Origin of the sequence: Micromonospora sp. NBC_00389 (assembly GCF_036059255.1) — a bacterium.
In the GTDB taxonomy this organism is placed as follows: Bacteria; Actinomycetota; Actinomycetes; order Mycobacteriales; family Micromonosporaceae; genus Micromonospora.
Genome location: NZ_CP107947.1, coordinates 6,110,815 through 6,135,831, shown reverse-complemented (window position 1 = coordinate 6,135,831; position 25,017 = coordinate 6,110,815). Strand labels below are relative to the sequence as shown.

Below are 25,017 nucleotides of genomic sequence, written 5' to 3'. Positions count from 1 at the left end.
CCGTGGTCGAGAACGCGCTGACGTCCCCCTCGTCGCCGCACCGCCGTCCGTTCTCGTGGGGCAGTCCGCTGACCTACGGGCTGGCCCTCGCGATCGCCGCCGTCTCCATCGCCCCGGTGGTCTACGTGATCGTCGGCGGCTTCCGAACCACCCCGCAGATCATCGCGGACCCGGCCGGGCTGCCCGACCCGTGGGTGTGGGACAACTACGCCAGGGTCTTGACGCGGGTCGACTTCTGGCAGCAGGCGCTCAACAGCGCGGTGATCGCCCTGGGCACGACGCTCGCCGTCGTGCTGCTCGGCGTCTGCGCCGCGTTCGTGCTCGCCCGCTACAGCTTCCGCGGTCGGGAGACGCTCTACACCTTCTTCACCCTCGGTCTGCTCTTCCCGGCCGGGGCGGCGATCCTGCCGCTCTACCTGATGCTGCGTGACCTCAACCTGATCAACTCCTACTACGCGGTGATCCTCCCGCAGGTCGCCTTCTCGCTGCCGCTCACGATCGTGATCCTGCGTCCGTTCCTGGCCGCCGTACCCCGCGAGTTGGAGGACGCAGCGGCGATCGACGGCGCCGGCCGGCTCGGTTTCCTCTGGCGGGTCATGCTGCCGCTGTCCCGGCCCGCGCTGGTCACCGTCGGGGTCCTCGCGTTCGTGGCGAGCTGGAACGCCTTCCTCCTGCCGCTGCTCGTGCTCGGCGACGCCGACCTGCACACCCTGCCGCTGGGCGTGCAGAACTTCTCCAGCCAGTACACCTCCGACACCGCGGGAATCCTCGCGTTCACCTCGCTGGCGATGCTGCCGGCACTTCTCTTCTTCACCTTCGCCGAGAAGCAGATCGTCGGTGGCCTGCAGGGTGCGGTGAAGGGCTGAGCAGCACCGGTACGCGCAGAGACGCGAAACACCGCATAACCGTCTACCTGTTCGCCCAGCGGTCCCTCCTACGGGGGTCGATGGGCGTCGGAGGAAAGTGACCGACAACGTGACCGTGGACACCGAACCGAGCACCACCATCTGGAACGATCCCTCCTACGACCCGCCTACCCGCGTCGACGCCCTCGTCGCCGCGATGACCCTGCCGGAGAAGATCGCCCAGCTGTACGGCGTCTGGGTGGGCGCCTCCGCCGACGGCGGTGAGGTCGCGCCCCACCAGCACGAAATGGAGGAGCCGGTCGACCTCGACGAGCTGCTGCACACCGGGCTCGGGCAGCTGACCCGGCCGTTCGGCACCGCTCCGGTCGACCCGGCGCTCGGCGCGCTCTCCCTGCTGCGGACCCAGCAGCGGATCACCGCCGCGAACCGTTTCGGCATCCCGGCCCTCGCCCACGAGGAGTGCCTGGCCGGCTTCGCCACCTGGGGTGCGACCGCGTACCCGGTGCCGTTGTCCTGGGGCGCCACCTTCGACCCGGCACTGATCCGGCGGATGGCCGGCCTGATCGGCGCGGACCTGCGCCGCCTCGGCGTGCACCAGGGGCTCGCACCGGTGCTCGACGTGGTCCGCGACGCCCGCTGGGGGCGGGTCGAGGAGACCATGGGCGAGGACCCGTACCTGGTGGGGACGCTCGCCACCGCGTACATCCAGGGGTTGGAGTCGACGGGTGTGGTGGCCACGCTCAAGCACTTCGTCGGTTACTCCGCCTCTCGCGCCGGGCGCAACCTGGCACCGGTCGGCATGGGCCCGCGGGAGCGGGCGGACGTGATGCTGCCGCCGTTCGAGATGGCGGTCCGGGAGAGCGGCGCGCGGTCGGTGATGCACGCCTACACCGACACCGACGGGATGCCGTCGGCGGCCGACGAGGAACTGCTCACGGGCCTGCTCCGGGAGACCTGGGGGTTCACCGGCACGGTGGTGGCCGACTACTTCGGCATCGCCTTCCTGCGCACCTTGCACGGGGTCGCCGGAAGCTGGGGCGAGGCGGCCGGGGTGGCCCTCGCCGCCGGGGTGGACGTGGAGTTGCCCACCGTGAAGACCTTCGGTGAGCCGCTGCACGAGGCCCTCGCCGCCGGGCAGGTGGCCGAGGCGCTGATCGACCGGGCGGTGCGGCGGGTGCTGCTGCAGAAGGCCCAGCTCGGGCTCCTCGACGACGGGTGGGACCCGGTGCCGGTGGCGCTCGCCGGCGTCGACCTCACCGACCCGGAGGCGGTGCGGGGCACCATCGACCTGGACCCACCCGCCAACCGGGAACTCGCCCGCGAGGTGGCCGAACAGGCCGTCGTCCTGCTGCGCAACGACGGTGTCCTGCCGCTGGCCAGGCCGGCGCGGATCGCGGTGGTCGGCCCGCAGGCCGAGAACCCGACGGCGGTGCTGGGCTGCTACTCGTTCCCGGTTCACGTCGGATCCCACCACCCGGAGCTGCCGCTCGGGATCGAGCTGCCCACCCTCGTGCAGGCGCTGCGCGCCGAGTTTCCAGGAAGCGAGGTCGTGGTCGTGCCCGGCGCGAGCGTCGACGGCCCGGAGACCGGTGGGTTCGCCCCGGCGGTCGAGGCGGCCCGGGGCGCGGACGTCGTCATCGCGGCCCTGGGTGACCGGGCCGGGTTGTTCGGCCGGGGCACCAGCGGTGAGGGCTGCGACGCGGAGTCGCTGGCCCTGCCCGGGGTGCAGCAGCAGCTGCTGGACGCGCTGCTGGAGGTCGGCGTCCCGGTGGTGGTCACGCTGATCGCCGGCCGGCCGTACGCGCTCGGCCGGGCGGTCGACGAGGCGGCGGCCATCGTGCAGTCGTTCTTCCCGGGCGAGGAGGGGCCGTCGGCGATCGCCGGTCTGCTCAGCGGGCGGGTCGAGCCGCAGGGTCGGCTGCCGGTCAGTGTGCCGCGCAGCCCGGGTGGCCAGCCGACCACCTACCTCGCCGCCCGGCTGGGCCAGGCCAGCGACGTCTCCAACATCGACCCCACGCCCGCGTACGGCTTCGGGCACGGGCTCAGCTACACCCGATTCGACTGGTCGGAGCTGACGGTCGAACAGGCGACGGCGGAGACCGACGGGGAGCTGCTGCTGGCCTTCACGCTGCGTAACAGCGGCACCCGGTGGGGCAGCGAGGTGGTGCAGCTCTACGCGCACGACCCGGTGGCCTCGGTGGTGCAGCCGGTGCAGCGGTTGATCGGCTACCTACGGGTGCCGCTGGAGGCCGGCGCCAGTCGCCGGATCGAGGTGACCGTGCCGGCCGACCTGCTCTCGTTCACCGGGCGGGACGGGCGGCGGGTGGTCGAGCCGGGGGAGCTGGAGTTGCGGCTCGCCTCGTCCAGCACGCAACCGCGGCTGGTGGCGACCGTCGAGCTGACCGGGCCGGTACGGCAGGTGGACCACACCCGGCGGATGCACCCCGTGTTCACGGCCCACCCGACCGACTGAGCGCGACGTGTACACCGACCTGCCCGAGGAGCAGCTGCACGGCTACCGCAGCGCGGTCCGGGAACCGGCGGACTTCGACCAGTTCTGGGCCGGCACCCTGGCGGAGGCCCGGGACGCCCGCTGGCCGGTCCGGGTCGAGCCGGTGACGACCGGGCTGGTCAGCATCGACGTGTTCGACGTGACGTTCCCGGGCTTCGCCGGCCAACCCGTGCGGGGCTGGCTGCGGGTGCCCCACGGAGCCGGCATGGCGCTGCCGACCGTGGTCCAGTACGCCGGCTACGGCGGCGGTCGTGGGCACCCGCTGGAGAACCTGCTCTGGGCGGCGGCCGGGTTCGTGCACCTGCAGATGGACACCCGGGGGCAGGGTTCGGGCTGGAGCCGGGGAGCCACCCCGGATCCCGGTGCCGCCGGCCCGGAGGCGCCCGGGGTGACCACCCGGGGTATCGCCGACCCGCGCACCTACTACTACCGCCGACTGATCACCGATGCGGTCCGGGCGGTGGACGCCGTCCGGACCCTGCCGGTGGTCGATCCGACCCGGGTGGCGGTGCTCGGTCACAGCCAGGGCGGCGGGCTGGCGCTCGCGGCCGGCGCACTGGCACCCGGCGTACGGGCGGTGGTCGCCCTCGTGCCGTTCCTCTGCGACATCCCGCGCGCGATCGTCGCCACCGACGCCCGCCCGTACCGGGAGATCCGGGACTACCTGGCGATCCACCGGGACGCCGAGGAGCGGGTGCTGGCCACCCTGGCGTACGTCGACGGGGTGAACTTCGCCCGGCGCTGCCGCCGGCCGACGCGGTACTCGGTGGCGTTGATGGACGACATCGTGCCCCCGTCGACGGTCTACGCGGCCGTCAACGCCCACGCCGGGCCGACCGAGCTGTCGGTGTGGCGGTACAACGGCCACGAGGCCGGCGGGATCGACGACGACGAGGCGGCGCTGCGCTTCCTCGGCGAGCACCTGGCCGAGGGTGCCGAGCCGATTCGGCCGGCGGTCGGACGGCGATCCGGAGCGGAGCTCCGGTCGGGCTGATAGACAGGACGGGTGCGCAGGTCAGGGCGAGTGGGCGGCGGCGCCGTGCTCGCGCTGGTCGTGCTGCTCGGCGGCTGCTCGCGGCCGGAGCCCCGCCCGGCGCCGACGGGTGCGGGGTCGACGTCGGTGAGCCCGGGCCCGTCCGCCGCGGCCCGCCTGCCGGGGTTCGTGGTGCTGACCGACCTCGACCCGCGCATCCACGCCGACATCCGGTACGCCACCGCGCACAACTTCGTCGGCCGGCCGATCACCGCCTACCAGGAGCCGCTGTGTCTGCTCACCCGGCAGGCGGCCGAGGCGCTGCGCCGGGTGCAGGATGCCGCGCTGGCCGGCGGGCACAGCCTCAAGGTGTACGACTGCTACCGCCCGCAGCCGGCGGTGGACGACTTCGTCGCCTGGGCGAAGCGCCCCGGCGAGCAACAGACGAAAGCCGAGTTCTATCCGGACGTGGCGAAGGGCCGACTCTTCGCCGACGGTTACATCGGGGCGCCCACGGCGCACAGCAGGGGCAGCACCCTTGACCTGACCCTGGTCGACGAGCCGGCCGCCAGCCAGCCCCCGTACGCGTCGGGTCAGCCGCTGGTGGCCTGTACCGCGCCGCGCGGGCAGCGCTTCGCCGACATCAGCATCGACATGGGCACCGGCTTCGACTGCTTCGACCCCCGGGCGCACACGGCCGACCCCGGGATCACCGGCACGGCCCGGGACAACCGGCGGTTGTTGCAGCGGTTGATGACCGACGGCGGGTTCGTGAACTACGACCGCGAGTGGTGGCACTACAGCTTCCGCGACGAGCCGTACCCGGACACCTACTTCACCGCGCCGGTGGCCCGCTCCTCGGTCGGCTGACAACCCGGCCGGCACCGACGCCGCCGACGCCGTCCGGCATGATCGACGCCGTGACCACCGAACGGATCGGCCCCCCGGTGACCGGTGGGGAGCGGGAGACGCTGCGCGCCTTCCTCGACTTCCACCGCGCGACGCTCGCCCTGAAGTGCGACGGCCTCTCCGACGAGGAACTGCGCCGGCAGTCGATGCCGCCCTCCTCGCTGTCCCTGCTCGGCCTGGTCCGGCACCTGGCCGAGGTGGAACGCGCCTGGTTCCGGCGGGTGATCGACGGCGAGGACGTCGGGCTGGTCTGGTCGGCGACCGGCGACTACCAGCAGGCGTACGACGCCAGCTCCGCCACCCGCGCCGAGGCGTTCGACGCCTGGCAGCGCGAGGTCGAGCACGCCCGCCGCATCGAGCGGGCCGCGCCGTCGCTCGACGTGACCGGCCACAACGCCCGCTCCGGCGAGGACGTGTCGCTGCGGCTGGTGATGCTGCACCTGATCCACGAGTACGCCCGGCACAACGGGCACGCCGACTTCCTGCGCGAGGGCATCGACGGCACCGTCGGCGTCTGACCCCCCGTCCACGGCGCGCGGGCTGTCATTCGCGGCATTCACCGCGAATGGCAACAACACCAGGCCAACGACGCCTACCAACAGTCGCAGGGGTGTTTGACGTCGAGCAGCGGAACGCATAACCTTTCATCGATCTGTAAACCTTGTATACAGATGGTTCACGTCGACGCGTCGGCGCGCGTCCCCAGGCCACCACCGAAGGGACGATCAGGTGATCGCAGAACTCTCCTCCCGTACCAGGCGGATCATCTCGCTGCTGGTCGCCTTCGTCGTCGCGCTCAGCGTCGGCCTCGCCGTCAACGCCTCGCGTACCGCGCAGGCCGCTCCGACGTTCAAGGTCCTGGCCTTCTACAACGGCACCTGGGACGCCGCGCACATCGACTTCGTCCGGGATGCCCGGGCCTGGTTCCCGCAGGCGGCCGCCCAGTACGGCTTCTCCTGGGAGGCGACCACCAACTGGGGCCTGCTGAACACCGCCAACCTGGCGCAGTACAAGGTCATCATGTTCCTGGACGACGCGCCACCCACCGCGCAACGTGCCGCGTTCCAGCAGTACATGCAGAACGGCGGCGCGTGGCTGGGCTTCCACGTCACCGCCTTCAACACCAACCCGTCGAGCTGGAGCTGGTACTACAACACCTTCCTCGGCACCGGCGCGTTCCAGTCGAACACGTGGGGACCCACCCGGGTCACCCTGCGCGCCGACAACCGCACCCACCCGGCCACCCGGCAGCTCCCCGCGACCTTCCCGTCGTCGATCAGCGAGTGGTACTCCTGGAGCAACGACCTGCGGCAGAACCCGGACATCGACATCCTCGCGTCGATCGACCCGTCCAGCTTTCCGGTCGGCACCGACCCCAACCAGTCCTGGTACAGCGGCTACTACCCGCTGGTGTGGAGCAACAAGCGGTACAAGATGCTCTACGCCAACTTCGGCCACAACGCCATGGACTACAACACCAACACCGGGCTGTCGTCCACCTTCGACAGTGAGCCACAGAACCGGCTGCTGATCGACGGTCTGCACTGGCTCGCCGGTGCCGGCACCGGGCCCACCCCGACGCCCACGCCGACCGGCCCCATCTCGCCGACGGCCTGGCACACCGTGGTCAACCGGGCCAGCGGCAAGTGCGTGGACGCGCGGGCCGCCGCCAGCACCAACGGCACCGCCATCCAGCAGTACGCCTGCAACAACAGCACCGCCCAGCAGTACCAGTTCGCTCCGACCAGCGGCGGCTACCTGCGGGTCAACAACCGCAACAACAGCGCTCAGGTGCTCGACGTGACCAACGTGTCGACCGCCGACTCGGCACCCATCCAGCTCTGGTCCTACAGCGGTGGCAACAACCAGCAGTGGCGGGCGGAGTCGGAGGGTGGCGGCTACTACCGCCTGGTCAACCGCAACAGCGGCAAGTGCCTCGACGTGCCGGGCGCGTCCACCGCGGACAGCGTCCAGCTCATCCAGTACGCCTGCAACGGCACCGCCGCGCAGTCCTTCCGGCTGGTGCCGCAGCCATAGACCCGGCGCAGTAACGTGCCCGCCATGGCGATTCCCGACCGCGTACCGATCGCGTACGAGCCCGACTACCGCACCCGCTTCATCGGTCGGTACGACAAGGGTCAGTTCTTCGGCTCCGTCACGGCCACCCTGGAGGACGGCAGCGGCGCCGAGGACGACTGGTACCGCCACAAGCGGTGGTATGCCGTGCTGCACCGGTTCGACCCCGACGGCGCGCACACCGACTCGGACATCTGGTTCGCCGGCACCAGCGAGGACGAGCAGGCCTCCGTCGACCGGGCCGAGGCCCGGCTCGTCGAGTGGCTCGACGCGCTGCCCGGCCGGGTCTTCGACGACATCGCCATCAAGCTCTTCCAGGTCGAGGTCGACGGGCACGTCTTCGGGCTGGTCGACGGAACCGCGGACTACGACGGCAAGGACCACGCCGAGTTCGTCCCCGACGACCTCGGTTTCGACCCGCCCTGGGACGGCTGCTACGACACCTGAGCGGCGCGGCCGAGCCGGGCGGCCACGCCGCGCAGCACGTCGCGCAGCTCCGGTGGGTCGAGCACGTCGAGGTCCACCTCAAGGGTGCCGAGGAAGGCGGCCAGGTTGCTCAGCGACTCCCCGCCGGTGTGCAGCAGGCAGCTGTGCTCGTCGATCGCCTCCAGCAGGCCCGCCGTGCTGGGGATCCGCTGCGCCATCCGATCGGCCGGCGCGTGCAGGCGTACCCGCGCCGGGTGCGGCCACGCCGTGGAGCCGACGCCGCGCAGCACGTGCGCGACTGCGTCGCCACCCGGCGGCTCCCGGGGCGTGAAGCGCGGACCGCCCGGCACCCGGGGCTGGATCCGGTCGGCGCGGAAGGTCCGCCAGTCGGCCCGGTCGGTGTCCCAGCCCAGCAGGTACCAGCGTCGCCCGGTGTAGACCAGCCGGTACGGCTCGACGTCCCGGACGGTGGCCGTGCCGTCGTGCCCGGCGTAGTCGAAGCGCAGCCGCTCCTGGCGGTGCACGGCCGTGGAGACGGCGGTGAGCGTCTCGGCGTCCACGGTCGGGCCGCCGGCGGCGGCGGAGACCGTCGCCGCGCGCAGGGCGTCCACCCGGTGCCGCAACCGCGACGGCAGCGCCTGCTCCAGCTTGGCCAGCGCGCGCAGCGAGGTCTCCTCGATACCGCGCACCGAGCCGGACGCGGCCGCCCGCAGGCCGACGGCCACCGCCACCGCCTCGTCGTCGTCGAGCAGCAGTGGCGGCAGGGCGGACCCGGCGCCGAGGCGGTAGCCGCCAGCGACCCCGGGGCGTGACTCGATCCGGTAGCCGAGCACCCGCAGTCGTTCGACGTCGGTGCGTACGGTGCGGGTGCTGACCGCCAGCCGGTCGGCCAGCTCCGTGCCCGACCAGTCGCGGTGGCCCTGCAACAGGGCGAGCAGGCGCAGCAGCCGCACGGAGGTCTCCACCATGTCCGCGAGTCTGCCAGTTATTGCGGAAGCCCATGTTCCGCAATGTCGCCCGCAGGCGCGCGGTTAATCGGTTGCCCGGCGCCGCGACCGCCTGCTGAACTACCCGAAACCGCCACCAACCTTCAGGAGGTAGTAATGCGTGCTGCGCCGATGTCCGACCAGAAGGGACCTGTCACCGACCCGAAGGACATGACGCTGCGTGAAAACCCTCAACCTCGGCATCCTGGCGCACGTCGATGCCGGTAAGACCAGCCTGACCGAGCGACTGCTGCACGACGTCGGTGTGCTCGACGAGATCGGCAGCGTCGACGCGGGCAGCACCCGCACCGACTCCCTGGCGTTGGAACGACAACGCGGCATCACCATCCGCTCCGCCGTCGTCTCCTTCGTGGTGGACGACGTGACCGTCAACCTGATCGACACCCCCGGGCACCCGGACTTCATCGCCGAGGTCGAACGGGTGCTCGGCGTGCTCGACGGCGCGGTACTGGTGATCTCCGCGGTGGAGGGGGTCCAGCCGCAGACCCGCGTGCTGATGCGCACCCTGCGCCGGCTGCGCATCCCGACGCTGATCTTCGTGAACAAGGTCGACCGGGCCGGGGCCGACCCCGATCGGGTGCTGCGGGCCGTCGCGGAGAGGCTGACCCCGTCCGTGGTGGCGATGGCTTCGGTGGCGGCGCCCGGCACCCGGGACGCCCACTGCACGCCGTACGGCCCGGCCGACGACACGTTCACCGACCGGCTGCTCGACCTGCTCGCCGGGCAGGACGACGCGCTGCTCGCCGACTGGGTGGCGGACACCTCGGCACTGCCGTACCCCCGGCTGCGCCGGGCGCTGGCGGTCTGGACCGGCCGGGCGCTGGTCCATCCGGTGTTCGCCGGCTCGGCGATCACCGGCGCCGGGGTGGACGCGCTGATAGCCGGCATCACCGAGCTGTTGCCCACGGTTCGGGGCGACGCCGACGCCCCGGTCTCCGGCACCGTCTTCGCCATCGAGCGCGGCCCGGCGGGGGAGAAGATCGCCCTGGTCCGGCTCTTCGCCGGCACGATCCGGGTGCGTGATCGGATCCGCGTCGGCGCGGCCGGTGCGGCCCTGGTCACCGCCGTACGCGTCGTCGCCGACGGCGCCGACGTCGCGGCGTCGTCGGTCGGCGCGGGCCACATCGCCCGGCTGTGGGGCCTGACCGAAGCGCGGATCGGCGACCCGGTCGGCGTACTCCACGAACGCGCCGACGGGGACCGGCACTTCGCGCCGCCGACTCTGGAGACCGTCGTGGTCCCGGCCCGGCCCGCCGACCGGGTCGCGGCACACGCCGCGCTGAGCCAGCTCGCCGAGCAGGATCCACTGATCAACCTGCGGCAGGACGACCGGCAGCACGAGATGACCCTCTCGCTCTACGGCGAGGTGCAGAAGGAGGTCATCCAGGCCACCCTGGCCGACGACTTCGGAGTGGCGGTGACCTTCCGGGAGAGCAGCACGGTGCACGTGGAGCGGGTGTGCGGCGTCGGCGCGGCGGTCGAGGTGATCGCCGTGGCGCCCAACCCGTTCCTGGCCACCGTCGGGTTGCGGGTGGCCCCCGCACCGGCCGGGGCCGGGGTGAGCTTCCGGCTCAGCGTCGAGCTGGGATCGATGCCGCCGGCCTTCTTCGCCGCCGTCGAGGAGACCGTGCACCGGACGCTGCGTCAGGGGCCGCACGGCTGGCAGGTCCCCGACTGCGAGGTGACGATGACCCACGCCGGCTACTGGGCCCGGCAGAGCCACTCCCACGGCACCTTCGACAAGAGCATGTCCAGCACGGCGGGGGACTTCCGCAACCTCACCCCGCTGGTGTTGATGGCCGCGCTCACCCGGGCCGGCACCCGGGTCCACGAGCCGGTGCACCGATTCCGGCTGGAGGCGCCGGGCGACATCCTCGGCACCCTGCTTCCCGCGCTGGCCCGGCTGGACGCGGTGCCGACCAACACCACCGGCCAGGGCACGTCGTACCTGGTGGAGGGGGAGATCCCGGCGGGCCGGGTACACGCGCTGGAGCGCCGGCTTCCGGCGCTGACCCGGGGCGAGGGCGTGTTGGAGACCGCGTTCGATCGGTACCGGCCGGTGCGCGGCCCGGCTCCCACCCGGCTCCGCTGGGATCACAACCCGCTGGACCGCAAGGAGTACCTGCTGGCGGTCGCCCGCCGGGTCGTCGGCGGCCGGTAGCGGGCGCGGCCGGGCCTGCCGCAATATCCATTGCGGACCGGTCCCGGCCCGCCTAGCGTCATCGGCGCAAGGTCAACCGATCAGAGCCCGGGGAGTACGCCGTGTCGCAGCGCATCCGCACCAAAGCCACCTGGCGCACGCCAGGTGCCGGTGCCGGGTTGCCCTCGGGCGCGCGGTACCGGTGTCTCGGCCAGCCCGGTCAGGGCCGGCAGTTGGGGCGGCGTCACCCCTGACGCCAGCGCGTCAGACGCCGCCGCCCACCCATTGAGGGTCGGGCGGCCTTTTCATATCCGACGAGCTTCCGCGCCCGGCCGCCTGGCGCGCAATCATTTCCGGTCACCCCGCGCGATGCTGGTGCCGGCACGACACAAGGAGACCGCCATGGGATTCACCCCCCTCGCCGGCACCCGGGCACCGGTCCGGGTCTGGACCGACCCGTACGCCATCGAGCCGCAGGCCGCCCGGCAGCTGCGCAACATCGGCGCGCTGCCCTGGGTGCAGGGCGTCGCGGTGATGCCGGACGTGCACTTCGGCAAGGGCGCCACCGTCGGCTCGGTCATCGCCATGCGGCAGGCCGTCTCGCCGGCCGCCGTCGGCGTGGACATCGGCTGCGGCATGTCGGCGGTCCGTACCTCGCTGACCGCCGCCGACCTGCCGGACGACCTGGCCGGGCTGCGCTCCGCGATCGAGGCCACCATCCCGGTCGGCTTCGCCCAGCGGGACAAGGCGGTCGACCCGCGCCGGGTGCGTGGTCTGGAGCAGGCCGGCTGGGACGACTTCTGGGGCCGGTTCGCCGGGCTGGACCGGCGGGTGGCGCAGCTGGAGACCCGGGCCCAGCGGCAGCTCGGCACCCTCGGCGGGGGTAACCACTTCATCGAGGTCTGCCTGGAGCAGGGTGGTGCCGACGAGGGACGGGTGTGGCTGATGCTGCACTCCGGATCGCGCAACATCGGCAAGGAGCTGGCCGAGCGGCACATCGGGGTGGCGCGACGGCTGCCGCACAACGTCGACCTGCCCGACCGGGACCTTGCGGTGTTCCTCACCGGTACGCCGGAGATGGACGCCTACCGGCGCGACCTGTGGTGGGCGCAGGAGTACGCGCGGCGCAACCGGGCGGTCATGCTGGCCCTGCTCTGCGGCGTGGTGCGCGAGCACTTCCCGCAGGTCGGTTACGACGAGCCCATCTCATGTCACCACAACTACGTCTCGGAGGAGAGCTACGACGGCGTGGACGTGCTGGTCACCCGCAAGGGCGCGATCCGGGCCGGCCGGGGCGACCTGGGCATCATCCCCGGGTCGATGGGCACCGGGTCGTACATCGTGCGGGGTCGGGGGAACCCGGACGCGTACTGCTCGGCCTCGCACGGGGCTGGGCGGCGGATGTCACGGGCGCAGGCCAAGCGCACCTTCAGCACCACGGATCTGGCCACGCAGACCGCTGGCGTGGAGTGCCGGAAGGACGCCGGGGTGGTCGACGAGATCCCCGGCGCGTACAAGGACATCACTGAGGTGATGGCCCAGCAGGAGGACCTGGTGCAGGTGGTGGCGCACCTCAAGCAGGTGGTCTGCGTGAAGGGCTGACCGTGCCGACGGGCCGCGCGGGCCGGGATGACCGGCCCGCGCGGCAACTCCTCAGAAGCCGGCGAAGACCCGGCGCAGGTCGTCCAGGCTCACCGGGCCGGCCACCCGCACCCCGTCCGGGGTGTGCTGGGAACCCAGCCGCCCGGTGGCCAACCGCAGCCACGCTTCGGCCGGGGCGGTCAGCTCGCCGTCCGGCTGCCGCGGCGCGTCGGTCAGCTCGATCCGCTCGCCCAGCCGCAGCCCGTACGTCTGCTCGGGCTCCTGCAGTCGTACCAGCAGCGTGGCCTCCCGGCCGGCCAGCTCCTGTGGCCGGCTGGTCCACGCCAGCATGCCGCCGACCTGGTCGAGCAGCAGCGGCACCGCCTCCGGCGTCACCGCCGCGAACGGGTTGAACGCCACCTCGACGTCCCACTGGTGCAGGGCGAACTCGCTGAGCCGGAACCGGCCCGCGGTGGCGACGTCGACCGGGTCCGGCAGGAAGCCGAGGTCGATCCGCAGCGAGGCTCGGCTCTCGGCGTCCAGCGCCTCGTACGCCCCGACGAGGCGTTCGTTGGCGGCGAGGAACCCGGCGGCGTGTTCGGCCGGGGCCATCGCGTCCCAGCGCTGCCAGACGCCGCGGTTGAAGTCGCCGTCCGGGCCGGGTGCGCCGGTGCGAGCCGCGGTCAGCGTCGCGAGGTTGATCTCCGCGCCGCTGCCCAGGTGGCTGAGCACCTGGGACACCTGCCACTCGCTGGCTCCCGACGGCAGCAGCAGGTCGTCTTCCTTGAGGTCCCGGACGAGCGTGGCGAGCTCCTCGTGGCCCGCGCGCAGAGCGTTGATGATCTGGTCGGCAGCCGTGGACATTTGTCTCCTCAACGGATTTTCGGTGATGGTCGGGACGCTACCGGACGCCGCCGCCGGCCGGTCCCACTCCGGGTCGGAGCGGGCCGGCCGGCGGCGGCGGTCGGCTCAGCCCATGTGCACGGTGGTACCGGTCGGGACGTCCTCCTTGCGCACCTTGACCAGGATCACGGTGGCCAGTCCGGCGAGCACGATCAGCGCCGCGCCCCAGGCGAACGCCACGCTGTAGCCGTGTACCAGCGCCTTGATCTGGTTGGCTGGATCCGGTACCCGGGAGGCCAGGTACGCGGTGACCGCGCTGGTGTACATGGTGTTCAGCAGTGCGGTGCCCAGCGAGCCGCCGATCTGCTGGGTGGCGTTGAGCGTCGCGCTGGCCGCGCCGGCGTCGTGCTCCGGCACCCCGACCAGGGCGAGGCTGGACAGCGGCACGAACGTGAACCCGAGGCCCATGCCGAGGATGACCTGGGCGGGCAGCAGGTGGGTGAGGAACGAGGTGTCCACGTCGATCTGGGTCAGCAGCAGCATGGCCGCGGCGGCGAGCACGGCACCGCCGACCATCAGCGGCTTGGCACCCACCCGTGGCATCAACTGGCTGGCCCCACCCGCCGCGATCAGCACGCCGGCGGTGACCGGCAGCGAGGCGAGCCCGGCCTCCAGCGGCTTGTACTGGAGCACCACCTGGAAGTAGAAGGTCAGGAAGAGGAACGCGCCGAACAGGCCGGCACCGATAAGCGTCGAGGCGAGGTACGCACCGCCCCGGTTGCGGTCCAGGATGATCCGCATCGGCAGCAGCGGGTGGTTGGAGCGCAGTTCGATCACCACGAAGGCGGCGAGCAGCGCCACACCGGCGGCGATGAAACCGAGCGTCGCGGCGGCGTCCCAGCCGTCCTCGGCGGCCTTGGTGAAGCCGTACACCAGGGAGACCAGGCCGGCGGTGACGACGACCGCGCCGGGCACGTCATAGCGGGTGTTGCCGTGCGCCCGGCTCTCCGGCACCAGAGGTAGGGCGAAGGCGATGGCGACCGCGGCGACCGGGATGTTGACCAGCAGGCACCAGCGCCAGTCGGCGTACTCGGTGAGCACCCCACCGAGCAGCAGGCCGACCGCGGACCCACCGCCGGCGATCGCGCCGTACACCGCGAACGCCTTGGCGCGCTCCGTGGCCTCGGTGAACAGGACGGTGAGCAGAGCCAGCGCGGCCGGGGCGAGCAGCGCGCCGAAGGCGCCCTGCAACGCGCGGGCGGCGAAGAGCATCCCGCCGGTGGTGGCCAGACCGCCCAGCGCGGAGGCCAGCGCGAAGCCGGTCATGCCGACCAGGAAGGTCCGCTTGCGGCCCCAGTAGTCGGCGATCCGGCCGCCGAGCAGTAGCAGGCCGCCGAACGCCAGCGTGTAGGCCGTGACCACCCACTGCCGGTTCGCGTCGCTGATGCCGAGGTCGGCCTGGGCCTGCGGGAGCGCGATGTTCACGATGGTGGCGTCCAGGACCACCATCAGCTGCGAGATCGCGATGATCGCCAGCGCGATCCAGCGCTTCGGGTGCGGCGCGCCTGTCGACGTCCCGGCACCGGGCGCACCGGGGGCGGTCGAGGTGGTTCCGGGCATGGTGAAGCCTTCCGTGTGCATGTTGCTGGTGTGGATCAGGCCTGAGACGGGCGGTCGGGCTGGTAGCGGAGCACCGGAATCAGCACCTGGTCGACGACCTGGGTGAGGAACGCGTCATCGGCGGGTAGGCCGGACGCGACGATGCGGGACATGGAGAGCGCGGGCGCCAGCTCGTGGAACAGCTCCCGTTCACCGGCCTCGGGCGGGATTTCGCCCCGGGCGGCGGCGCGGACCAGGATGGCCGTGCTGGCCACCCGCCCGGCGGGCAGCACCTGGTGGCGCACCAGGCGTTCCAGCTCGGGATTGGTCCGCATGGCGAAGGCCAACGCCTGCATCAGGTCGCAGTCGGCCGCGCAGACAGCTGCCGTGGCGCGCAGCAACTCGATCAGGTCGCCGCGCAGTGAGCCGGTGTCGGGCGGGTTGTGTACGCCCACCTGCCGGTGGCGCAGGGCGGCGACGACCAGTTCGGTCTTGCCGTCCCAGCGCCGGTAGATGGTGGCCTTGCTGACGTGGGCGCGGGCGGCGATGGCGTCGATGGTCAACCGGTCGAAGCCGACCTGGCGCAGCACCTCGATGACCACGGCGAACAGGTCGCTGTCGGAGCATCGGGCGCCCCGGGCAGCCGGCACCCCGGCACCCGCGCCCACCTGCTGACCGCCAAGCATTCCGACCCCCCGCGAAACGATGTCGTACTGACCCTAGTTCGCGGTTGGGTGATCGTGCAGCGTTTTATGAGCTGCGTCGCACCGGGCTGACGAAACGATTACGTTTCCGCCCGGTGTCCGGCAGGTGTCCGTGTCAGATCGCCGTGCCCGGCGGGGACTTGAGTAGGGGCGACGCCTCGGCGGCATAACCACCACGCCCATCGCGAAGCGCGCTCGCCGCGATGCGAATCAGATCGATGTTGACGCCGGCAGCGCCACTCGGGTCGTGCACCTTCAGCTTCACGTCAAGGCTCACCGCAGTCTCACCCCACCCCTGCGCCTCAATGCTGAGGTGTGCCACCTTCTCCGACTTCAGCTGCGAAAGATACCCGAATGGGGCCATCTCCACCTTGTTCGCCGCCGACAGGGCGTTGAGCTTGGACTGCTTCTTGGTGTTGGAGTTCTCGGCCAGGTTGCGGAAGTCCTCGGTACCGCCCAGGTTGACCTGATAGGAACTGGCCAGGGTGAGACCCCGCTCCTCCAGCAACCGCAGCAGCGCGTTGTGCACCACCGACGTGCCGAACTGGCTGGCCAGATCGTCACCGAGCAACGGCAGGCCCGCCGCCTCGAAACGATCGATCCAGAGTGGATCGCGGCCGATCGCGTCGGATGTGGTGTTGATGAAGGCGACGCCTGCCCGGCAGGCGGCCTCGGCGTAGGCCCTGGCCGTATCCGGGCGGCCGCTGGGTGCCGAGTACAGCAGCACCTCAGCGCCGGTCAACGCCGCCGCCACACGATCGACCTCGCTGGCGTCGACCAGGCCCCTGGTCACCGGGACACCCGACGGCGGCAGGTCGGCCGCGAGACGGGGAAAGTTGTTCGGTGGCAGGAAGATCGCCTCGGTCAGATCTTTGCCAACCTTGTCCTCGGACATGGCGAAAGCGGCGACGAAGTCGATGTCGTCCACGCCGAGGCCATCGATGACCGGCCGGCGGATACCAACCAGACTGCCGGTCTGTCGATAGAAGGAAATTCCCTGCACCAACGCTGACGTGTTGTTACCAACACCCGCCACCGCGACCCTCACCCGTTTGATCATGAACGCGACGGTACTTCACCGGTTCGTGGGCGAGGGGTCGTGGCGGTGCGGGCTCAGGTCCCGGCGGGCGCGAGGATCACCGGCACGGCCACCGTGTTGATCCGTGAGCCGTCGCGCGCGGACACCTCGTACACCTCGATGGTGCCGCGCTGCTCACGGGCCGTGTGCCAGCCGACCACCACGCGGTACGCGCCCCGGCAGCCGCTGCCGCAGCTGGCGGTGCCGAAGCCGGCGGCAACCTCCCGGCCGGCGGCGTCCAGGACCCGGACGCTGACCGTGGCCTCGAACACGTCGGCGGTGCCGGTGACGGTGAGTGGGGCGCCGACCCGTTCGCCGACGCTCGGTCCGGTGACCACGATCGGCGGCAGCAGGCCCGAGTAGTCGGAACGGTCCACCAGGGGCCCGTCGCCGAAGCGGACCTGCCGCACGGTGGGGAACTGGGTGAGCGTCCACACCACCTGCGCCTCGCGCAGCCGCCGGCGCCCCGCCGGGTCGTCGGCGGACGGGACGGGCCGCAGCGTCGCCACGCCGTCGGTGATCCGGGTGACCTCGACGCCGGCCGGGAGCAGGGTGGTCAGCCCGGTGGCGGCCTCCGCCGGCGTGGGCCCGGCGGCCAGCTCGGTCAGCGCCAGTCGGGACGTCGCGACGGTGGCCGGTCGGGTCCGCCGGGTCGGGACGAGCTGCCCGGACCGGACGTACCACAGCTCGATGGTCACCGTGGCCGGCTGGCGCGTGCCGGTGCTGGCCGGTGGCGGCGGGCGGGATGGACCGCTGGTGGGTGACGGTGGCGGTTCCGCCGGTGGGGTGGGCGTCGGGTCCCCCGGGGACCCGGTGGGTGCCGCACTCGACGGTGCCGCAGTGGGCGCCGGGCCGAGATCACCGGAGCGGGGGGTGCCGCACGCGCCGAGGAGCAGCGCGGCGATGAGCACCGGTGCGGTCACCGCGGCCGCACGGCGCCGGCTCATCCCGCACCGCCCGCAGCTGTGCCCGCCGTGCGCCCGCCCTCGGCGTGCTCGTCGGCGTGGCCTCTGGACCGCTCGTCGGCCTGCGCGACGGCGGGCCGCCTCCCGGAGTCGCCGAGGTGGGGCCCGCGGGCCGGCAGCTCCAGCCGGAACCGGGTGCCGGCGCCCGGTTCGCTGCGCACACTCAGCACCCCGTCGAGCAGGGCCGCGTGTTCCCGGGCGATGGCCAGCCCCAGCCCACTGCCCGGAGCCGAGCGGGACGGGTCGACCTTGTGGAACCGGTCGAACAGGCGTGGCAGGTGCTCGGCCGGGATGCCCGGCCCCTGGTCGGTGACCTCGAAGATGACCAGTGGGCCCGCCCCGGCCACGGTGGCCCGGATCTCGCCGTCGCCGTGCTCGACCGCGTTGGCGACCAGGTTGGCCAGCACCCGCTCCAGCCGGCGCGGGTCGGTGTGTAGCGCGACCGGGTCGGCCGTGACCACCACCCGCTCCGACCAGCCGCGCGCCCCGATGATCGCGCGCAGCAGCGCCGGCGCGTCGACCGGCTCGACGCTTGGCCGCTCCCGCCCGGCGTCCAGCCGGGAGATCTCCATCAGGTCCTCGACCAGCCGGCGCAGCCGGACCACGTCGCCGACCAACAGCCGTGCGGCCGGCCGGGCGTCGTCCGGCAGTTGGTCGAGGTGCTCCCGCAGCAGCGAGGCCGCGGCCACCAGTGCGGTCACCGGGGTGCGCAGCTCGTGCGCGACGTCGGCGGTGAACCGCAGCTCCCGGGCCTGCGCCGCCGACAGCGCGGCGATCTTCGACTCCAGTGCCTCGGCCATCTCGTTGAACGACGCCGCCCAGTCGCTGAACTCGTCCCGCCCGCGCACCGGCAGGCGGGTGGCGAGCAGACCCTCGGTGAGTGCACGGGCTGCCCGACTGGCCCGGCTCACCGGCTCCAGCGTTCGACGGGCCAGGGCGTGCCCCACCCCGGCGGCAAGCAGCACCACGAGCACCCAGCCGGCCAGCAACGCGTTGCGCAGCTGACCCAGGTCGGCGGCGATGTCGTCCTCGACCGTGATCACGTACAGCTCGGCGGTCGAGCCGGGGATGCGTCCGCCGACCACCAGCAGCCGGGGCCGCTCCGCCGGGGCGGACCGTTGGTAGCCGAGCTGTCCGTCCGCGACGGTGGCTCGCAGCCGGGTGCCCAGGGTCGGGGCGTACGCCGAGTGCGAGGGTCGGGCCGGGCCGTCGACGAGCACCACATGCCGGCCGCTGCCTTCGAAGCTGGTGAGCAGCTCGGTGCTGCGCTGGTCGGTCAGCGGCAGGAACTGCCCGGCGAGGACGAGTTGGTAGCGGGCGTCGGCGGCGGCCTGGTGCAGCGAGGCGTCCAACCAGGACTGCCGCAGCAGCAGACCCGCCCCACCGGCCAGCAGCCCGGCGGAGACCCCGGCGACCAGCACGAACGCGATCGTCAGCCGGCGCCGCAGGCGGCCCGGGGGCACCGCGCGTCCGGCCATCGCCGACCTCCCGTCAGCCCGTGGACAGCTTGTAGCCGGCACCGCGCACGGTGCGGACCAGCCGTGGGTGCGCCGGATCGTCCTCGACCTTGGCGCGCAGCCGCTGCACCGCCACGTCGACCAGCCGCGAGTCGCCCAGGAAGCTGTGGTTCCAGACCAGGTCCAGCAACAGCTCCCGGGTGAAGACCTGGCCTGGCCGGCGGGCCAGCTCCAGCAGCAGGCGGAACTCGGTGGCGGTCAGCGTCACCTCCCGGCCGTCCCGTCGCACCACGAAGCTGCCCGGGTCGATCTGGAGGCTGCCGACCTCGATGGTGCTGGAGGCGACCGGCGCGCTGGCCCGACGCAGCACCGAGCGGACCCGGGCCACCAGCTCGGGCAGGTCGAACGGTTTGCGCAGGTAGTCGTCCGCACCGCACTCCAACCCGACCACCACGTCGAGCGTGTCGGTGCGCGCGGTCAGCATCAGGATCGGCACCTGGCTGGTGCGCCGGATCTCCCGGCAGACCTCCAGGCCGTCCAGGCCGGGCAGCATGACGTCGAGGACGATCAGGTCGACCGGGTGGGCCCGCCACGCCGCCAGGGCCTGCCGCCCGTCGACGGCGGTGTCGACCCGGAAGCCGGCGCGGCGCAGACCGAGGGCGGTGACCTCCCGGATGGAGGCATCGTCCTCGACCACCAGCACGCGGCCCTCCACCACCTGAGGGTAGACCCGCCGCGACGGTGCGCAGCCCTGGCGGAACGGTCGGTGTCGGGGGCCCGGCCGGACCCCCGACACCGTGCCGGTCACTCCTGCCACTGGTGCGCCACGTCGAGCACGATCCGGCTGTGCCCGCCGGGGCCGGCCAGCACGAACGTGCGGAACGGCAGTCGGGCCCGCACGCCGACGGCGAAGGTGGTGTAGCCCTCGAAGCTGCCGCCGAAGACGACGTCGCGCAGCGTCGGGTAACGCAGCAGGTTCGCGGCGTGCTCACCGACCCGGTACGGCACGGTGCCCAGGTGGGCCTCGTCGTACGCCGGTGCCCGCAGCGAGACCCGCAGCAGGGCGCCTCCAGCCGTGTACGGCGACAGTGCCAGCCCCTCGCCCTCGGTCCACGTCTCGCCGTAGCCGACCGAGTAGCCGTTCACCGGGCCGGCGAACTCGAACACCACCCGGTCGTAGCAGTCGTGCCGGCCGGTCCGTACCTCGATCAGCGGGGAGCTGCTCAGCGCGCCGGCCGTCTTGTCCGCGCTGCCCCAGGTGATCCCGCAGTACGGCGATCCGGTCGCCGCCATGGTGGTGCTCGCCGTGGCGCCGCTGCCCGCGCCGGCGACCAGCCCGGCGAGCACGACCGCCAGCGCCGTCAGTGCGCTCCTGATCCTCATCGTGGTGCCTCCGTCCGATGGTCGGGGGCCACGTCGCGGCGGCGATGCCGGTGACCCTCCGATGCGACCGTGCTCCGGTACCGGCACGGCCACTTCGCTGCGGCGTAACAGCCACGTAACAGCAGCTGACGGTGACCGGCCCGCCCTCAGTCACGGCGCTCGCGCGGAAGCGGTATGACGCTTCCGCTATGCCGTACATCGACCGCCATCGCTTTAACATCGACCTGCATCGATGACCGGCGGCCGGTGGTCGCCGGACGACCGCAGGGGAGTGCGTGATGTTCCGACGACAACTGCTGCGTACGGCGCTGGCCGTGCTGGTGGCGACCCTGGCGGCAGCCGGGGTGCAGCTCACCACCGGCGCACCGGCTGCCGCCGTACGGACCGTCTACTACGACGCGAGCCGGACCGGCGAGTTCCGCACCAACTTCGACCAGGCGGCGCAGATCTGGAACAGCCGGGTCAGCACCGTCCGGCTCCAGCCCGGCACCCCGGCCAGCATCACCATCTACGTCGACGACGGCTGGCCCCGGGCGCAACCGACCGGCCTCGGCTCGGGACGGATCTGGATGGGCCGCACGGCCGTCAACCAGGGCTACGACCGCAACCGGATCGCCGCCCACGAGCTCGGCCACATCCTGGGCCTGCCCGACCGGCGCACCGGCCTCTGCTCCGACCTGATGTCCGGCAGCAGCGCCCCGGTCTCCTGCCGCAACGCGAACCCCAGCACGGCTAAGGCGTCCCGGGTGAACTCGCTGTTCGCCGGCACCCTGGCCCCGCCGGCCAGCACGACGTACACCTGGAGTGGCGCCTCGGACATCGGGCCGACTGTGGTCGGCGGCCGGCCGGCCACCGAGAACTACCCGTTCATGGTGTACGTCTCCGGCTGCACCGGAACGCTGATCAAGGCCAACTGGGCGGTGACCGCCAAGCACTGCTCGACGCCGTCCTCGGTCCGGGTGGGCAGCGTCAACCGCACCAGCGGCGGGACCGTGGTCCGGGTGACCCGCGCGGTCAACCACCCGAGCGTCGACGTCAAGCTGCTGCAACTGGCCAGCTCGGTCAGCTACGCGCCGGCTCCGATCCCCACCACCTCCGGCGCGGTCGGCACCGCCACCCGGATCATCGGCTGGGGCCAGACCTGCGCTCGCCCGGGCTGCGGGTCTGCCCCGGCGGTGGCCAACGAGCTGGACACGTCCATCGTGGCCGACAGTCGGTGCTCCGGCATCAACGGCCCGTACGAGATCTGCACCAACAACACCAACGGCACCTCCGGCGCCTGCTACGGCGACTCCGGTGGTCCGCAGGTGCGCCGGGTCAACGGGGTGTGGAATCTGATCGGCGCGACCAGCCGCGCCGGCAACAACAACTCCACCTGCGCGACCGGCCCGTCCATCTACGTGGACCTGCCGTCCATCCGGTCCTGGATCAACACTCAGGTCGGGGGGCTGCTCGTCTGACCAGTTCGGACACTTCGGGCGGAGGACGCGCGACACACGTCCTCCGCCCTGCGACGTCGGGTCACCCGCGCGTCACGCGCTGCGGTACCGTGCCTGGGCACATCGACCCATCCGAGGTGGACCCATGCCTGCCGTCGTCGCGCTAATGCTGACCCTCGCCCTGACGCCCACGCCGTCGCCGTCGCCCTCGGCCACCCCCGGCCCGGTCAGTGAACTCCTCGGTGGCGTCGGGAAGATCGTCGACGACCTGCTCGGCGGCGGCAGCAGCACCCCGAGTACGTCGCCGACGCCCAGACCCACGCCGAGCCCGCCGCCGGCCGCCGACCCGTCGGTCCCGGCGGTGCCCGCCCCGGCCCTCACGCCCGCCGGGTCGTCGGCCGGTTCCCGGCCACCCGGGGCGTCCGCCGCGCCCGACCGCACCTCCGGCGGTCGGGGCGACCGTGCGGCCGCGGTGCCACTGCCGAACGGTGAGGGCGCCGCCCCGCCGACGCTCGCCTCCCCGACCAGGGGCGGCTGGCCGCTGGTGCCCGCGTACTACTTCCTGGTCGCGGGTGTCCTCGCGGTGCTGGCGTTGATGCTCCTGCTTCGCCGGCGCACCGCTGGCACCCCGGGCGTCGCCGGCGCTCCGGCACCGGCCCCGACGCCGGCTTCCGCGCCGGATCCCGGCCCGGTGCCGGACAACATCAGCCGGCTGCCGACCAACCTCAACGCCATCTACGAACTGGGTCGGCTGGACGAGCGGCTCGATCAGGATCGCGGCCGCCGACCCTGAGGGTGGTGGGGGCTCAGCGAGCCGGCCGGGCGCCCTCGCGCGGCGGGATCTCGTCGTGGTACGCCCCGATCGGCCCGCTGTAGTGAACCCCGCGCGGGTACGGCCAGGCGTTGGCCACGCATCCGTGTAACCCCAGCGTCTGCTGCTGCATCACCGGCGCCGGCCGGCCCCGCTCGGGGCACCGCTCGTGACCCCGGCCGAGCCGGTGCCCGACCTCGTGGTTGACCATGTACTGCCGGTAGCTGGCCAGGCCGGCGCCGTAGCCCGGCACCGCGTCGACCCAGCGTGCCACGTTGAGCACCACCCGGTCGGCGTTGCGGCAGGAGGTGTAGCCGTCCGGAACGTCCTGGCACAACGCGTCGCGGGTCCCGGGGGTCGCCAGGTAGATGGTGAAGTCGACCGGTGCGCCGGCGCCCACCCGGCGCAGGCGCCAGGCCCCGCCGGCAGTCCACCCGCGTGGGTCGTTCAGCGTCGCGGAGACCGACGCGGCTACGTCGGTGACCGGTAGGCCACGGATGTCGCGCTCCACGACGACCCGGTACCGCAACAGCCGGCCGCTGTCGCCGCCCCCCGGCGTCGTCTCCGCGGGTGCCACCGACCAGCGGTTGCCGCCGGTAGCGGGATAACTGATCGCGACGGCCGGCGCGGGCGCGACACCGGCGCTCCCGGCGGCTCCCGGCGGTCGCCCGGTCGTGGCCGGTCCCGCCGCGGGCGGTTGCCCACGGTGGGTCGGGTCGGGCGTGGCAGGGCCGGCCGCGGGCCGCCCGGACGCCGGCAGGCCGCAGCCGGTGAGCAGCGCCACCAGCAGCGACGCCGCGCAGGCCGTGTGCCTCCGGCGGGTAGCCTTCGTCGACATTTCTCTCCCCTCGCGCGCCGGTCTGTGGCGCTGCGGGAGAGGAGACGGGTGACCTGGCCGAAAAGTTGATCTCTCGGAGACTCAACCTTTCGTGGCCCTCGCCCGTCCGTAACGGTGTGGCATGGGGGAGGGTTCGGCGTGGCGCGGGGTGACGCGGAGTTCGTCGAGTTCGCGCGGGCGGCGTCCGCGCGGCTGGTGCACGCCGCGTTCCTGATGACCGGCGACCACCACCAGGCCGAGGACGCCGCGCAGACCGCCCTGGTCCGCACCTACGCGTCGTGGTCCCGGGTACGCGACGACGACGCCTACGGGTACGCCCGCCGCATCCTGGTCAACCACCTGGTGGACGGGTGGCGGCGCCCGATCCGGGAGTACCCGACCGAGGAGATCCCGGAGCAGCGGCGGGGCGACGTGGCCGACGAGGTCGCCACCCGGCGCTGGTTGACCGCCATCCTCGGCGCGCTCAGCCCTCGTGAGCGGGCCATCGTCGTGTTGCGCTACTACTTCGACCTTCCCGAGGCGCAGGTGGCCCGGGAACTCGCCATCTCGGTCGGCACGGTCAAGAGCACCAGCTCGCGGGCGCTGGAGAAACTGCGCGCCACCGGGCCGCGGGTGGCCGACAGTCAGGAGGTGTGCCGATGAGCGAGCTGGAGCGGCTCCGTCACGCCATGCGGGCGACCGAGCGACCCGGAGCGACCCTCGACCTGGCGTCCGTCATGCGCGAGGGGCGGCGGTTGCGGATCCGTCGTCGGGTCGCCGGGGCCGGGGCGGCGACACTGGCGGTCGGGTTGGCCGCCGTCGTCGTGCTGGTGGTCGGCGTCCGACCGGGCGATCCGCCGACGGTCGAGCGTCCGCCGCCGGTCGCCGCCGTCCCCGCGCCGTCGGCCCACGGCTCCTCGCCGACGCCGACCCCGCCCTGGCCCACGCCGCCGACCCATGCGGACCGCACGGTGTCGCCGCTGGGCCAGGTCGTTGACAGCGGGATCCGGCACGGCGCCGACCAGCGGGTGTACTACGTCGTCCAGGTGTCGGTGCCCCGCCAGCCCGGGGTGGACATCGGGCTGGCCGCCGGCCGTCGTGCCCCGGACGGCAGGCTGACCACGGACCTGCTGGTCAACGACGTGGAGGGGGCCGACCGCAGCCCCGGGTTCCATCAGATCGGCTACGGCGAGCGAGGCTCGACCGAGCCGGTGCCCACCTTCGGTTACTTCGTCGGCCCGGCCCAGCGGATCATCGGCACCGTGGACGGCCGGGAGGTCGCGGCCCGGCTGGCCAGATGGAGCAGAGACCAGAAGGTGGTGATCTTCTGGTTCGACCCGTCCGATCTGACTCCGGGGGAGCGGCTGGACGGCATCGCGGCCCGAGACGTCAACAACCGCCTGTTGTGACCCCGCTGCTCGGCGGGCGCGG

Annotated in this window: 23 protein-coding genes and 1 pseudogene; 14 read left to right on the top strand and 10 right to left on the bottom strand. The window is 72.7% G+C overall.

The features are described from left to right. Positions 1-2: 2 nt before the first annotated feature. The 7 genes from OG470_RS29115 to OG470_RS29085 all read left to right on the top strand — a co-directional run bounded on the left by OG470_RS29115 (position 3) and on the right by OG470_RS29085 (position 7,783). The gene (locus OG470_RS29115) at positions 3-866 is read left to right on the top strand and encodes a carbohydrate ABC transporter permease (RefSeq protein WP_386990882.1); all 864 of its coding nucleotides are present in this window, start codon (positions 3-5) and stop codon (positions 864-866) included. Positions 867-963: 97 nt separating this feature from the next. After that, the gene (locus OG470_RS29110; protein ID WP_328417370.1) at positions 964-3,339 is read left to right on the top strand and encodes a beta-glucosidase; all 2,376 of its coding nucleotides are present in this window, start codon (positions 964-966) and stop codon (positions 3,337-3,339) included. A 7-nt stretch (positions 3,340-3,346) separates the two neighbouring features. Continuing rightward, positions 3,347-4,372: an acetylxylan esterase gene (locus OG470_RS29105; RefSeq protein WP_328417368.1), complete on the top strand. Its 1,026-nt coding sequence runs from the start codon at positions 3,347-3,349 to the stop codon at positions 4,370-4,372. A 30-nt stretch (positions 4,373-4,402) separates the two neighbouring features. Continuing rightward, positions 4,403-5,221, top strand: a complete 819-nt coding sequence (locus tag OG470_RS29100) for a M15 family metallopeptidase (protein WP_328417366.1) — start codon at positions 4,403-4,405, stop codon at positions 5,219-5,221. A 50-nt stretch (positions 5,222-5,271) separates the two neighbouring features. Next, entirely contained in the window at positions 5,272-5,778 is a 507-nt protein-coding gene (locus OG470_RS29095; RefSeq protein WP_328417365.1) for a DinB family protein, read from the top strand. A gap of 211 nt (positions 5,779-5,989) precedes the next feature. Continuing rightward, positions 5,990-7,297 (top strand): RICIN domain-containing protein, encoded by a 1,308-nt coding sequence (locus OG470_RS29090; protein WP_328417364.1) that lies wholly within the window; start codon positions 5,990-5,992, stop codon positions 7,295-7,297. Positions 7,298-7,321: 24 nt separating this feature from the next. Beyond that, positions 7,322-7,783 (top strand): hypothetical protein, encoded by a 462-nt coding sequence (locus OG470_RS29085; protein ID WP_328417362.1) that lies wholly within the window; start codon positions 7,322-7,324, stop codon positions 7,781-7,783. Here the strand turns inward: OG470_RS29085 and OG470_RS29080 are convergent. Then, a complete protein-coding gene (locus OG470_RS29080; RefSeq protein WP_328417360.1) occupies positions 7,771-8,730 on the bottom strand; it encodes a helix-turn-helix transcriptional regulator in 960 nt (319 codons plus the stop codon). The genes OG470_RS29085 and OG470_RS29080 overlap by 13 nt on opposite strands. Before the next feature lie 199 nt (positions 8,731-8,929). Between OG470_RS29080 and OG470_RS29075 the strand changes: the two genes are divergently transcribed. Together OG470_RS29075 and OG470_RS29070 are read left to right on the top strand one after the other, a co-directional pair. Then, entirely contained in the window at positions 8,930-10,930 is a 2,001-nt protein-coding gene (locus OG470_RS29075; RefSeq protein WP_328417358.1) for a translation factor GTPase family protein, read from the top strand. A 381-nt stretch (positions 10,931-11,311) separates the two neighbouring features. Continuing rightward, on the top strand, positions 11,312-12,511 hold the full coding sequence (locus tag OG470_RS29070) for an RtcB family protein (protein WP_328417356.1): 1,200 nt from the start codon (positions 11,312-11,314) through the stop codon (positions 12,509-12,511). A gap of 51 nt (positions 12,512-12,562) precedes the next feature. On the opposite strand, the gene OG470_RS29065 is transcribed toward OG470_RS29070, so the two are convergent. The 8 genes from OG470_RS29065 to OG470_RS29030 form a co-directional block, all read right to left on the bottom strand. Further along, positions 12,563-13,354, bottom strand: coding sequence for a maleylpyruvate isomerase family mycothiol-dependent enzyme (locus OG470_RS29065; RefSeq protein WP_328417354.1), 792 nt, complete (start codon positions 13,352-13,354; stop codon positions 12,563-12,565). A 105-nt stretch (positions 13,355-13,459) separates the two neighbouring features. Further along, positions 13,460-14,953 carry an MFS transporter gene (locus OG470_RS29060; RefSeq protein WP_328417352.1) on the bottom strand — a complete coding sequence of 498 codons (1,494 nt, stop codon included), beginning with the start codon at positions 14,951-14,953 and terminating at the stop codon, positions 13,460-13,462. Positions 14,954-14,988: 35 nt separating this feature from the next. After that, positions 14,989-15,618 (bottom strand): TetR/AcrR family transcriptional regulator, encoded by a 630-nt coding sequence (locus tag OG470_RS29055; protein WP_328417350.1) that lies wholly within the window; start codon positions 15,616-15,618, stop codon positions 14,989-14,991. A gap of 133 nt (positions 15,619-15,751) precedes the next feature. Continuing rightward, a complete protein-coding gene (locus OG470_RS29050; RefSeq protein ID WP_328417348.1) occupies positions 15,752-16,696 on the bottom strand; it encodes an inositol-3-phosphate synthase in 945 nt (314 codons plus the stop codon). A gap of 53 nt (positions 16,697-16,749) precedes the next feature. After that, positions 16,750-17,661 (bottom strand): Gmad2 immunoglobulin-like domain-containing protein, encoded by a 912-nt coding sequence (locus OG470_RS29045; RefSeq protein WP_328417346.1) that lies wholly within the window; start codon positions 17,659-17,661, stop codon positions 16,750-16,752. After that, on the bottom strand, positions 17,658-19,157 hold the full coding sequence (locus OG470_RS29040; protein WP_328417344.1) for a HAMP domain-containing sensor histidine kinase: 1,500 nt from the start codon (positions 19,155-19,157) through the stop codon (positions 17,658-17,660). Before OG470_RS29040 ends, OG470_RS29045 begins: the two co-directional genes overlap by 4 nt. 13 nt (positions 19,158-19,170) lie before the next feature. After that, positions 19,171-19,851, bottom strand: a complete 681-nt coding sequence (locus OG470_RS29035) for a response regulator transcription factor (protein ID WP_328417342.1) — start codon at positions 19,849-19,851, stop codon at positions 19,171-19,173. An 89-nt stretch (positions 19,852-19,940) separates the two neighbouring features. After that, a complete protein-coding gene (locus tag OG470_RS29030; RefSeq protein ID WP_328417340.1) occupies positions 19,941-20,519 on the bottom strand; it encodes an AMIN-like domain-containing (lipo)protein in 579 nt (192 codons plus the stop codon). A 344-nt stretch (positions 20,520-20,863) separates the two neighbouring features. On the opposite strand from OG470_RS29030, the pseudogene OG470_RS37395 reads away from it, so the two are divergent. From OG470_RS37395 to OG470_RS29020, 3 genes and pseudogenes are all read left to right on the top strand, one after another. Next, a pseudogene (locus tag OG470_RS37395) lies at positions 20,864-21,271 on the top strand (snapalysin family zinc-dependent metalloprotease); the annotation flags it as partial. An 18-nt stretch (positions 21,272-21,289) separates the two neighbouring features. Next, entirely contained in the window at positions 21,290-21,979 is a 690-nt protein-coding gene (locus tag OG470_RS37390; protein WP_386991544.1) for a S1 family peptidase, read from the top strand. Between the two features lie 124 nt (positions 21,980-22,103). After that, positions 22,104-22,751 (top strand): hypothetical protein, encoded by a 648-nt coding sequence (locus OG470_RS29020; protein WP_328417336.1) that lies wholly within the window; start codon positions 22,104-22,106, stop codon positions 22,749-22,751. Positions 22,752-22,764: 13 nt separating this feature from the next. On the opposite strand, the gene OG470_RS29015 is transcribed toward OG470_RS29020, so the two are convergent. Beyond that, positions 22,765-23,607, bottom strand: coding sequence for a DUF3152 domain-containing protein (locus OG470_RS29015; RefSeq protein ID WP_328417334.1), 843 nt, complete (start codon positions 23,605-23,607; stop codon positions 22,765-22,767). A 138-nt stretch (positions 23,608-23,745) separates the two neighbouring features. Between OG470_RS29015 and OG470_RS29010 the strand changes: the two genes are divergently transcribed. Together OG470_RS29010 and OG470_RS29005 are read left to right on the top strand one after the other, a co-directional pair. Continuing rightward, complete coding sequence (locus OG470_RS29010; RefSeq protein ID WP_328417332.1) at positions 23,746-24,249, top strand: SigE family RNA polymerase sigma factor; 504 nt, start codon at positions 23,746-23,748, stop codon at positions 24,247-24,249. Beyond that, on the top strand, positions 24,246-24,995 hold the full coding sequence (locus OG470_RS29005) for a hypothetical protein (RefSeq protein WP_328417330.1): 750 nt from the start codon (positions 24,246-24,248) through the stop codon (positions 24,993-24,995). The genes OG470_RS29010 and OG470_RS29005 overlap by 4 nt, the downstream gene beginning before the upstream one ends. The last annotated feature ends 22 nt before the right edge of the window (positions 24,996-25,017 follow it).